Genomic DNA, 10544 nt, shown 5'->3' with positions numbered 1-10544 from the left:
AGATAAACCATTGGCTTCCTTATTTTTCTCCGTCTGTTCTTGGCCGATCCCAGCCGTTCACGCGCGGAAGCTGTCGACGCAAAACCGACGAGCATGCGAAACCTCTTAGGCGCGACTCTTCAGGGATTCGATAAACCGAACGTAGTTCTTCTGCAGCGCATCGACATTAGCGTATTTGGCGAAGAAGGCAGCGTACAAGTCGCCTTTGTCGCCGTTGGCTGCATCGGCGCGGGCGACACCCAGTTCATCGGCGATCCAATGTTCGACGTCGACGCCAGTACCGCCATGCCGGTACGCGCCGTAGATGAATCGGCCAATCGCCTCGTAGTTCGGATCCGCCATCATTCACTCACGCTGGGTTCAAACCAGAGTCCGTCAGACCGTCCCTGGGGTCTCAATTGTGTTTTCGATCGGCCAGGACGATCACATCCCTGACGGCCGCAATGACCAGTTCCGGCTCTTCCAGCTGGATATTGTGACCGCTTTTCGTCGTCACCACCTGCGAGCCCTTACTGAACTGGCGCAGGAAGTCTGCGTGCAGCGACTTTTTGATCGCCACCGCGTCCGCGGTCTCGAGGAAAAACATGGGCTTCTCGGACTGCTGCACCGAGGTCAGGACCACGGTCGGCACGTCCGGCAGCTTGCCCGAATAGGGCGGCGCGGCGCCGTCGAGCACCGGCTGCAGCAGCGCGAGCTCGGGCTTGAACTTGGGCGGGACAATGGCTGCGAACTGCGCGTCGTCGGCTGCCGCGCGCTTCGCATCGAGTTTGCGCAGGCCGGCATTGAAGCGTTCGTCGCTCGGATCGACCAGCACCAGCCCGGCCACCTGTGCGGGGTGGCGTGCCGCGTAGGCGCGCGCCAGCAGGCCTCCGTAGGAGTGGCCGACCAGGATGAAGGGCGGCGCCAGCTTCTGCGCCGCGATCAGCTGTTCGAGCTCGTTGGTGTTCTGCGCGATGGTGCGCGGTTCTGGTCTTGCTTCGGACGTGCCGTGGCCGGCGCGCGAGTAGGTGAGGACGCTCGCATCCTTGGCCAGCTCCGGCGCCACCTTGCGCCAGGCGCCCAGGCCGGTGCCGAAGCCGGATTCGAAGATGACCGTGTAGCGGCCGGCGCCGGCGATCGACGCCTGCACCGCATAGGGCCTCGAACCGACCGCGATCTGCTCGGCGGCGACAACGGGGGATTGGGCGTGGGCGCCGGCGCAAGCCAGCAGGGCGGCGACGACGAGGGCGCGAACGGCGAGCTTCATGGGACCTTCCGTAGTAGATATCCCCCGAGCATAGACGATTCAGGCGCCGCAAATTGCGCACAATCTCACTGGCCCTTGTAGCGGATCGCGTCGATCACCAGCGCCAGCGCGCGCGAGGAGTGGCGCCGGCTGGGGTAGTAGGCATGCAGGCCGGGGAAGGGCGGGCACCAGTCCGACATCACGCTGACGAGGCGGCCGGCGCGGATGTGGTGGCCGACCAGGTCCTCCGTGAGGAAGGCCAGGCCGCAGCCGCTCAGCGCCGCATTGACCATCGGGTAGACGGTATTGAAGATCAGCTGGCCGCGCGGGCGGAACTCGATGGCGCGGCCCTCATGGCCGAGCTCCCATGCATACACGCCGCCGCTGGTGGCCAGGCGCAGGCCGATGCAGTTGTGCTTCATGAGGTCCTGGATCGACGCCGGCACGGGCCGGTGTGCGAAGTAGGCGGGCGAGCCGACGATCATGGTCGGCATGTCGGGCGTCAGGCGCACCGCCACCATGTCCTTCTCCACCTGGTCGCCGAAACGCACGCCGATGTCGTAGCGTTCGGCCGCGATGTCGACCATGCGGTAGTCCGAGCTCATCTCGAGGTGCAGGTCGGGGTACTGCGGCATGATAGTCGCGAGGCGCGGCCACAGGACGTTGTCGATCACGTTGTCCACCGCCGTGATGCGCACCAGGCCGGCGGGCTTGTCGCCCAGGTCGGAAATCGCCGCGATCTCGGCCTCGATCTCTTCCAGCCGCGGACCCACGTTCTGCAGCAGGCGCTCGCCGGCTTCGGTGGGTGAGACGCTGCGCGTGGTGCGCGAAAGCAGGCGCACGCCGAGGCGCTCCTCGAGGCCGCGCATGATGTGGCTGAGCGCCGACTGCGTCATGCCCAGCTTGGATGCGGCGCGCGTGAAGCTGCGCTCGCGCGCGATGACGAGGAAGACCAGGATGTCGTTGATGTTGTCGCGTGCCACGTCGGTGTCCTTGTAATCGAAGTGCTCATTTTATGACACTGTGCACCTAATGACTTATGTTATTAATGAGCGAGATTCATAAGGGCATGCAAATTCCGCTCCGTTCCCGAGGCCGCTTTGACATTACCATGCAGGCTATCGATAGCACTGCAAGGACCCACGCACCATGACCGTCAAAGCCTACGGCGCCCACGCGGGCGACCGCCCCCTGGAATCCCTGGACATCGCGCGCCGCGCGCCGGGACCGCACGACGTACAGATCGAGATCGCCTTCTGCGGCGTCTGCCACTCCGACCTGCACCAGGTGCGCGGCGAATGGGCCGGCACCCTCTACCCCTGCGTGCCGGGCCACGAGATCGTCGGCACCGTGAGTGCGGTCGGCGCCCACGTCAGCAAGCATCAGGTCGGTGACCTGGTCGGCGTCGGCTGCATGGTCGACAGCTGCCAGGGCTGCGCCGACTGCGAGGCCGGGCTGGAAAACTACTGCGACCACATGGTCGGCACCTACAACGGCCCCACCAGTGACGCCCCCGGCCACACCCTCGGCGGCTACTCGCAGCAAATCGTCGTGCACGAGCGCTATGTGCTGCGCGTGTCCCATGCGCGCGAACAGCTGGCCAGCGTGGCCCCGCTGCTGTGCGCCGGCATCACCACCTGGTCGCCGCTGCGCCACTGGCAGGCCGGCCCCGGCAAGACCGTGGGCATCGTCGGTATCGGCGGCCTGGGCCACATGGGCATCAAGCTGGCCCGTGCCCTGGGCGCCCACGTGGTGGCCTTCACCACGTCCGAATCGAAGCGCCGGGACGCCGAGCTGCTTGGCGCCCACGAGGTCGTGGTGTCAACCGACCCGGCCGCCATGGCCGCGCAGGCGAAGCGCCTCGACCTGATCGTCAACACGGTGGCCGCGCCGCACGACCTGGATGCGTACTTGAACCTGCTCAAGCGCGACGGCACCATGGTGCTGGTCGGCGCCCCGTCCACGCCGCACCCGTCGCCGCAGGTCTTCAACCTGATCATGAAGCGCCGCGCGCTGGCCGGCTCGATGATCGGCGGGATCCCGGAAACCCAGGAGATGCTGGACTTCTGCGCCGAACACGGCATCGTCGCCGACATCGAGATGATTCGTGCCGACGAGATCAACGCCGCCTACGAGCGCATGCTGGCGGGCGACGTCAAGTACCGCTTCGTGATCGACAGCGCCACGTTGGCCGAATAAGTCCCTTTCTTCCAGGCGCCGCGTGCCGGCGCCCGCTTCACCCATGCATCCACACACACTGTCCCATGCCGTGGACGGCGCCGGCGCGCGTCCCGCCTGGGGCGCCGTGCTCGCCATGTCGCTCGGCGCCTTCGTGCTGGTCGCCTCCGAATTCATGCCGGTCAGCCTGCTCAGTCCCATTGCCGCCGACATGAACGTGAGCGAAGGGCAGGCCGGCCAGGCGATCTCGGTCTCCGGCGCTTTTGCCCTGCTCACCAGCCTCGCGATTCCCGTGCTCGCCGGGCGGCTCGATCGCAAGGTCCTGCTGCTTGGCCTCGCGCTCCTGATGATCGTGTCCGGCACCCTGGCCGCCTTTGCGCCGGACTACCTCACCTTCATGATCGGACGCGCCTTCATCGGCGTGGCGATCGGCGGCTTCTGGTCGATGTCGGCCGCCACCGCGATGCGCCTGGTGCCGCCGCAAAACGTGCCGCGTGCGCTGGCCATCCTCAACGGCGGCAATGCGCTGGCCACCGTGGTCGCGGCGCCGCTGGGCAGCTACCTTGGCGCGATCATCGGCTGGCGCGGCGCCTTCTTCTGCCTGATTCCCGTGGCCGCGCTGGCCCTCGTATGGAAGTTCGCGAGCCTGCCGGCACTGCCGGCCGAGCGCAGGGCCGGCGGCGGCAATGTGTTTGGCCTGTTGAGGAATCCAGCCGTGGCCCTCGGCATGGCGGCCGTGAGCCTGTTCTTCATGGGGCAGTTCACGCTGTTCACCTACCTGCGTCCCTTCCTCGAATCCGTGACCCGGGTCGACAACGGCCTGCTATCGCTACTGCTGCTCGTGATCGGCGTGGCGGGCCTCGTCGGCACCACCCTGATCGGCGGATACCTAAAAGAGGGCATGATGCGCACCCTCACCGTGATTCCCCTCCTGATGGCGGCGCTGGCCCTGGCCCTGCTGGGCTTCGGCGATTCGCTGGGTGCGACGGCGCTGCTGGTGGGTGGGTGGGGACTGGTCGCCACCGCAGCGCCGGTCGGCTGGTGGACCTGGCTGGCGCGCACCCTGCCGCAGGATGCGGAGCGGGGCGGCGGTTTGATGGTGGCGGTGGTGCAGCTGGCGATCGCCGCGGGCGCCACGGTCGGCGGCCTGCTGTTCGATGCCTGGGGCTATCGGGCGACCTTCGGCGCGGCTGCGCTCATCCTGGTCGTGGCCGCCGCGCTGGCGGCCGGGGCGGGCCGGATCAGTCGGCGCTCTTGAGGTCGACGCGCTCGATGGTGCGGCGCCATTCCTGCAGGCTCAGGAGCTTGTCGGTCTCCGGGTCCTCGACCAGGATCTCGTCGCCCTGCTGGGACACCAGGAAGCTCTCGCGGCGGCGCACGTCCTGGCTGCGGTTCTCGACGAAGGTCAGCTGGTAGTACTTCTTGCCGTTGACTTCGCGCGGAATGGGATCGTCTTCGACCACGGCGCCATGCGCCTTGCCCTGCGAGCGCTTCTCGATCTGGGCCGACCAGGCCTTCAGCTCGGGGACGGCGAGCAGGGCGTCCATCGCCTGTTCCTTGCTGCGCGCGGGCGCTTCCTTGACGGCCGGCGCGGGGGCGGGCTTGGGCGTTTCCCGCTCGGCGCGCTTGCAGCCGCCGATCGACACGGCCAGGATCACGGTGGCCAGCAGGGAGAGGGACGACAGATAAAGAACACGCTTGGACATGGTTGCCTCGTTGGATGACGAAGGAGTCTACACCGAGCGTGTTCTGCGGGCAAATGTGGGCCCGGTGCCTCCTCAGCTGCTCTTGCGCGGCAGCGCCCCATCGGCGCGCATGGTGCGCGCGAGGTAGCGCGCCACTTCCGGCTCCGGCGTCGCTGGCGCCGGGCCGCCCAGGTGGCGGTGCAGCATCTGCAGCACCAGGTGCTGCAGCGCGCGCCGCACCACCGGGTTGCGCGTGTTGTGGCCCTCGTCCGGGTCGACCAGCAGGCTGACCGGCTTGCCGAGTCCCTGCAGGCGCGCGACGTAGTCGACCACGGCCTCCACCTCGACCTTCTCGTCGCGCCCGCCCGCCACCACCAGCAGCGGAACCTTCACGCTGGCCGCGTGCAGGGCCGGCGCCGCCCGCGCGATCGGGCCGAGTTGCACCGCGTTGCCGGCGTCGATGCCGAGTTCGCGCAGCACCTGGCTGAACGGGGCCTCGCCCGGTTTTGCGCGCACCGCGGCAGCCTGCCGGAGGGCGCGCGCCAGGTCGGTCGGGGGCTGGGTCGCGATCCCGGCGCGGAACATGCCGGGTGTGTGGCTGAGCGCCAGCAGGGTCGAATAGCCGCCGAAGGAGGCGCCCATGATGGCGAGGCGCTGCGGGTCGCCCACGCCCTGCGCCAGCAGCCAGCGCACGCCGTCGACGATGTCGCCCTGGACCCGGCCGTTGCCGAAGTCCGCGCCGGGCGCCAGCATGTAGCGCTGGCCATAGCCGGTCGAACCGCGGAAGTTGGGCTGGAACACCGCGTAGCCGCGGTTCACCAGCAGCTGCACGGTCGGCTCGAAGCCTGCGTTGGCGTGGCTCCAGGGGCCGCCATGCACCGCAGTCACGAGCGGCAGCGTGCGGGCCGGCAGGCCGGGCGGCAAACTCAGGTAGCCATGCACCATGGTGCCGTCGGAGGCCGGGTAGCGCAGCGCGATCTTGCGCGCGAGCTGGCGTTCCGGCAGCGGCTTGCCGCCCGTGTCGACAGTGTCGAGGACTGTACGGAAGCTGCGCGCCTGCGCATCGTAGAGCCAGTAGCGCGCCTGTTCCAGCCGGGCGCTGCGCTCCGCCAGCAGGCAGAGCGCAGGCGCGCAGTAGTCGGCCAGCACGCCACCCTCGGGGAAGCGGCGGGCGAGGTCCTGGGCAAGGCGCTTGCCCGCGGCGTCGATGCCGGCCATGCGCGGCTGCGGCAGCAGCCAGGCCGCCGCCATCGGCTGGCGCTCTTTCGCGGAGAGCAGCACGCCGGCCAGGTCGGCCGTCGCCTGCGGATCCTGCAGCACGGTGCGGCGCGCGCCGGATGCCAGCGTCACCTCGACCAGCGCGTCGCGGTCGTTCTGGTGCGCGGTCCGCAGGAACAGGCGCTTCCCGTCCGGCGACAGGCCGACCAGGCTGCATTCGCGGAAGGGCTGGCAGCGCGTCGCTTCCACCCAGGCGGCGCCGTCGCGGCGCAGGATCAGCTGGCGAAAATCCGCGTCCAGGCGGCGGATCACGGCAAGCTTGCCATCAAGGCCCATGGCGTGGCCGGTGACCATGCCGGGGCCGTCGTACAGGACGTCACGCGCGCCGTCGGGACCGATGCGCAGCAGGCGGCTGTTGCCGCGCGCCGGATCGTCCTCGCGCACGATGGCATGGCGCGGACGGGACGGGTCGATGCCGGCGAAACCCTGGCTGCGCGTACTGCCGGGCGTCTTGTCGAACACGGCCAGCCTGGCGCTGGCGCCATCTTTCGGCGCGACCGCCGACAGGCCGTCTTTCTGCTCGATGAAGAGCAGGCCCCCATCGACCGACCAATGGATGCGTGCGCCGGTCTCGAGGCCCAGCAGGCGACGCGCGGGTCCCTTCGCGACAGGCTGGGCGTACAGGTAGGCGATGCCGCGCGATTCGACGATGTAGGCGAGATGGGCGCCGTCGGGCGCCAGGCGCACCTCGCGTAGTTCTCCTTCCCGATCGAAGGCCTCGAGCGGCAGGAGCGGCGCACGCGGCAGCGCCGCGTTGCGGGCCAGCTCGGCGGCCAGCTGGCTGCCCGGTGCGGCAGCGCCGGCAGCGGGCGGCAGGAGGAGCAGGAGCGCCAGCGCTGCGCGATGTAAAGCTCGCATGGACGTCTCTCCCGTCAGGCGGCGGCGGGCACGGCGACCGGTGCAGGCGTCGTGGCGGCGGCCAGGGTCGGGCGCGCGGCGTGGGGGCGCAGGATCAGCAGGCAGGCCGCGCAGGGAGGTCCCAGCAGCAGGGCGCCGAGCGTCCAGGCCAGCCGGCTGCGCGGCGCGGCATGGCGCAGGCGCCACCAGGCGAAGCCGCCGGAGAGCAGGGCGGCCAGCAGCGCCGCGGCAATGATCGACTGCGGACGGGCAGGCTCGGGCGCGTCGGGAGCGTCGTCGATCAGGCCGACGTCGAGCAGGCGCCCGGGCAGGGACAGCAGGGCGTCGCAGGCCGGCGACAGCCACCAGGCCTTGTGCTCGAACAGCAGCGGGAAGTCGTGCGCCAGCGCGCGGGTGGCGATGGCCTGCGCCCGGCCGTCAGCGTCCACGAACACCAGCTGCTGGCGCGAGCCGGCGTGGCCGTCGACCATGCGGCGCCCGAAATTGAAGGAGAGCAGGGTGCCGTCCAGCAGGCGCGCCACGTCGACACGCGCGAGGTCGCGGAACGGGCCCGGCAGCGGCACGCTGTAGACTTCTTCGAGCGGGGCGGCGGTGTCCAGCGGTTCGCGGTAGGCGATCAGGCGCCGGTTGGTCAGCAGGTACTGTCCCATCCCGATTTCCTTGGTGCGGCCGGTCATGGTTTCGTCGGCGGGCAGGGAGATCAGGGTGCGCACGCGGCGGGTGTGCATCTCGTGCGCGAACAGGTGATGGCGGGTCACGATGTATTTGCCCTCCATCAGCGGCACCGATTCGAAGGGACGCAGGTCGCCGATTCCGCCCCGGCCATACCAGCCGCGCGGCGCGGCGGTGTGCATGTCGCGGCCTTCGTACATCATGCGGTCGTGGTTGAAGCTCCAGATGATCTTGAGGTCGCCGTCGCTCCACTGCATCGCATTCGAATTGCCCAGTTCCTGGCGCACCGGATGCGCGTCAAGGGCCGGACGCACGGCGGCCGCACCCGACAGGGCGACCTGGCGGCGCCAGTGCGCCGCGCGCGGATCGTTCGACGCCGCCAGCATGCGCTCCAGGTTCGCGGCGCTGTCGTTGCGGGCCAGTTCGGTGAAGCCGCCGCTCGGGGGCACCGCGCGGTTGAGCGGGTGGACGCCGACCAGCATCTGGCCATACTGGAAGCCGAGCGAGCCGCCCCACAGCATCACGAAATAGCAGCCGAGCACCAGCGGGACGGCTGCCGCGAGCATGCTGGCGCCGCGCGGCGGCGCGGTACGGTCGGGCGCAAAGGTGCTGTAGGCGAGCGCCGTCATCAGGGCCACGCTCAACAGGCCGGGCAACAGCATCGCTGCGCCGGTGGCCATATGGGCCATGAACAGGAAGGGCACGGCCAGCACCACGCAGGCGGCGCGGCGGCCGCACAGCATCAGGTAGGTGCCGGCCAGCCAGCCGTTGGCGGCCACCAGCACGCAGTAAGGCACGGCCAGGTAGTGTCGCAGGTCGACCGTGTTGCCCGACAGCCGGTCGGTGCCGGCTACTGCGAGCAGGATCGGCAGGCCGATCACCACCACGATCAGCGCCAGCGCCGCCAGCGCCAGTGCGGCAAAAATGCGGCCGCGTGGCAGCGGCCTGTGCATCAGCCACACCCAGCGGCTGCTCTGGCGATGGCTGCCGAACTGGTAGACCGCCAGGGCCAGGGCCGCCAGGGCATGCAGCAGGAGGAACAGCGACTGCGGCTGCCAGCGCTGCATCAGCGGCTCGGTGATGCGGGACGCCAGCACGAGCAGCATCAGGTGCACGATGGCGCCGACGATGGCCAGGTTGCGGAAGCGCCGGCACTCGGCGAAGAAGAGGTCTTTCATGGCGCGTTCTTTCAGGCGGCGGCGGACAGGGGGGAAGCGCCGGCATGGCCGCGCGCGAGGAAGCCGTTGACGGCGCGGTCGAGGCTGACGGGCATGCACTGGGCGCTGCGCGCGCCCATCAGGCGCAGGCGGGCGCCGAAGTCTTCGCCGCCGTCGAACACGACCAGGTGGGCGAGGCCGTCGATGACGCGCATTTCGAGCACGCCCGGAAGGTGGACCGCATCCGGCTGGCGGAAGGGGAAGTCGGCGATCCACAGGGCCACGCGCTCGCAGAAGTCGCCGGGCGGCGACATGTGGCGCAGCACGCCGCGCTCCATGATCACCAGATTGTCGGCGACGCGCTCGATCTCTTCCATCTGGTGCGAGCAGTAGACGACCGTTGCGCCATCGTCCAGGCTCGTTTGCAGCAGGGCGTCCAGGAAGGCGCGCTTGGCGACGACGTCCAGGCCGAGCGTGGGCTCGTCGAGGATCAGGAGTTCCGGGCCCTGGGCCAGGGCCAGCGCCAGGCTGACGCCGGCGCGTTCGCCGCGCGAGAGCTCGGCGATCTTCTGGCGGTCGGCCACGTTGAAGTTGGACAGCACCTGGCGGTAGCGCTCCTGGTTCCAGCCGGGGTAGAGGCGGCGCTGCATGGCGGCGAGTTCCTCCACGCGCATCCAGGTGGGCAGGGTGTGTTCTTCGTTGACGAAGCCGATGCGGGCGCGCAGCGCCGGGCTCAGGGCGCGGCTGTCGCAGCCGAGCACCGCGGCGCTGCCGCTGTCGGCGGACGCGAATCCCAGCAGCACGCGGAACAGGGTCGATTTGCCGGCCCCGTTGGCGCCGACGATGGCGTGCACGCCGCCGCGCGCCAGGCGCAGCGACAGCTTGTCGAGCGCCTGCTTGCCGCGGTAGGACAGGTTCAGGTTCTCGGTATGGATGACGTAGTCGTTCACGATGGCTCCCTATTCGGCTTATGCGACCTTGCGCGGCAGGCAGGCCGCCAGTTCGGATTCGACGCGCTCCAGCACTTCGGCGCTCGAATAGCCCAGGCCGATGACGTCACCGGTGAAGCGGTCGACCGCTTCATCGAGGCGGCGTTCGCGCTCGGCGTCGGACAGCAGCTGGCGCGGCGGCAGCACGAACAGGCCCAGGCCCGCGCGCGATTCCACCCAGCCCTCGGTGGCCAGTTCGCCGTAGGCCTTGGCGACGGTGTTCGGATTGATCGACAGCTGCTGGGCCAGGCCGCGCACGCTGGGTAGCGCAGCGCCGACCGGCAGCTCGCCGCTGGCGATCAGGCGGCGCACGCCGTCGACGATCTGGCGATTGATCGGCCGGGTGTCGCCGGTGGCGATGTTCAGCATCAAGGGGATACGGCGGCTCATGGTGGCTCCTAACTGTACTATTACACGCAGTACAGTAGCAGGGGCTTATGTTGCCGTCAATATATGCATGTGCAGACGACGCCATTCATGCATCGCGGTTGACGCGGTGTCC

The 10544-nt window shown here is 69.3% G+C and carries 10 protein-coding genes; 2 read left to right on the top strand and 8 right to left on the bottom strand.

What is annotated here, in order from left to right; translation table 11 throughout:
- Positions 1-105: 105 nt before the first annotated feature.
- The 3 genes from ACQ7JA_RS23965 to ACQ7JA_RS23955 all read right to left on the bottom strand — a co-directional run bounded on the left by ACQ7JA_RS23965 (position 106) and on the right by ACQ7JA_RS23955 (position 2208).
- Positions 106-345, bottom strand: a complete 240-nt coding sequence (locus ACQ7JA_RS23965) for a hypothetical protein (protein ID WP_430902214.1) — start codon at positions 343-345, stop codon at positions 106-108.
- A 49-nt stretch (positions 346-394) separates the two neighbouring features.
- A complete protein-coding gene (locus ACQ7JA_RS23960) occupies positions 395-1246 on the bottom strand; it encodes an alpha/beta fold hydrolase (protein ID WP_430902213.1) in 852 nt (283 codons plus the stop codon).
- A 65-nt stretch (positions 1247-1311) separates the two neighbouring features.
- A complete protein-coding gene (locus tag ACQ7JA_RS23955; protein WP_430902212.1) occupies positions 1312-2208 on the bottom strand; it encodes a LysR family transcriptional regulator in 897 nt (298 codons plus the stop codon).
- Between the two features lie 166 nt (positions 2209-2374).
- Between ACQ7JA_RS23955 and ACQ7JA_RS23950 the strand changes: the two genes are divergently transcribed.
- Positions 2375-3424 carry an NAD(P)-dependent alcohol dehydrogenase gene (locus tag ACQ7JA_RS23950; protein ID WP_430902211.1) on the top strand — a complete coding sequence of 350 codons (1050 nt, stop codon included), beginning with the start codon at positions 2375-2377 and terminating at the stop codon, positions 3422-3424.
- 43 nt (positions 3425-3467) lie between these two features.
- Positions 3468-4661: an MFS transporter gene (locus tag ACQ7JA_RS23945; RefSeq protein WP_430902210.1), complete on the top strand. Its 1194-nt coding sequence runs from the start codon at positions 3468-3470 to the stop codon at positions 4659-4661.
- Here the strand turns inward: ACQ7JA_RS23945 and ACQ7JA_RS23940 are convergent.
- The 5 genes from ACQ7JA_RS23940 to ACQ7JA_RS23920 all read right to left on the bottom strand — a co-directional run bounded on the left by ACQ7JA_RS23940 (position 4645) and on the right by ACQ7JA_RS23920 (position 10432).
- Positions 4645-5109 carry a hypothetical protein gene (locus ACQ7JA_RS23940; RefSeq protein WP_430902209.1) on the bottom strand — a complete coding sequence of 155 codons (465 nt, stop codon included), beginning with the start codon at positions 5107-5109 and terminating at the stop codon, positions 4645-4647. The two genes, ACQ7JA_RS23945 and ACQ7JA_RS23940, sit on opposite strands and share 17 nt — an antisense overlap.
- A 72-nt stretch (positions 5110-5181) precedes the next feature.
- Complete coding sequence (locus tag ACQ7JA_RS23935) at positions 5182-7224, bottom strand: alpha/beta hydrolase family protein (RefSeq protein WP_430902208.1); 2043 nt, start codon at positions 7222-7224, stop codon at positions 5182-5184.
- A gap of 14 nt (positions 7225-7238) precedes the next feature.
- Positions 7239-9074, bottom strand: a complete 1836-nt coding sequence (locus ACQ7JA_RS23930; protein WP_430902207.1) for a hypothetical protein — start codon at positions 9072-9074, stop codon at positions 7239-7241.
- 11 nt (positions 9075-9085) lie between these two features.
- Entirely contained in the window at positions 9086-10003 is a 918-nt protein-coding gene (locus ACQ7JA_RS23925; protein WP_430902206.1) for an ABC transporter ATP-binding protein, read from the bottom strand.
- Positions 10004-10021: 18 nt separating this feature from the next.
- Complete coding sequence (locus ACQ7JA_RS23920; RefSeq protein WP_430902205.1) at positions 10022-10432, bottom strand: GntR family transcriptional regulator; 411 nt, start codon at positions 10430-10432, stop codon at positions 10022-10024.
- Positions 10433-10544 lie beyond the last annotated feature (112 nt).

It is taken from the genome of Massilia sp. BKSP1R2A-1 (genome assembly GCF_050586525.1).
GTDB lineage: Bacteria > Pseudomonadota > Gammaproteobacteria > Burkholderiales > Burkholderiaceae_D > Telluria.
Note: the sequence above shows the minus strand (reverse complement) of the source record. Positions and strands in the feature narration are given on the sequence as shown.

Bases quoted from the DNA above. Each gene is read 5' to 3' on its own strand.
- ACQ7JA_RS23965 (WP_430902214.1), bottom strand. From the start codon at position 345: ATGATGGCGGATCCGAACTACGAGGCGATTGGCCGATTCATCTACGGC.
- ACQ7JA_RS23960 (WP_430902213.1), bottom strand. From the start codon at position 1,246: ATGAAGCTCGCCGTTCGCGCCCTCGTCGTCGCCGCCCTGCTGGCTTGC.
- ACQ7JA_RS23950 (WP_430902211.1), top strand. From the start codon at position 2,375: ATGACCGTCAAAGCCTACGGCGCCCACGCGGGCGACCGCCCCCTGGAA.
- ACQ7JA_RS23945 (WP_430902210.1), top strand. From the start codon at position 3,468: ATGCATCCACACACACTGTCCCATGCCGTGGACGGCGCCGGCGCGCGT.
- ACQ7JA_RS23940 (WP_430902209.1), bottom strand. From the start codon at position 5,109: ATGTCCAAGCGTGTTCTTTATCTGTCGTCCCTCTCCCTGCTGGCCACC.
- ACQ7JA_RS23935 (WP_430902208.1), bottom strand. From the start codon at position 7,224: ATGCGAGCTTTACATCGCGCAGCGCTGGCGCTCCTGCTCCTCCTGCCG.
- ACQ7JA_RS23930 (WP_430902207.1), bottom strand. From the start codon at position 9,074: ATGAAAGACCTCTTCTTCGCCGAGTGCCGGCGCTTCCGCAACCTGGCC.
- ACQ7JA_RS23920 (WP_430902205.1), bottom strand. From the start codon at position 10,432: ATGAGCCGCCGTATCCCCTTGATGCTGAACATCGCCACCGGCGACACC.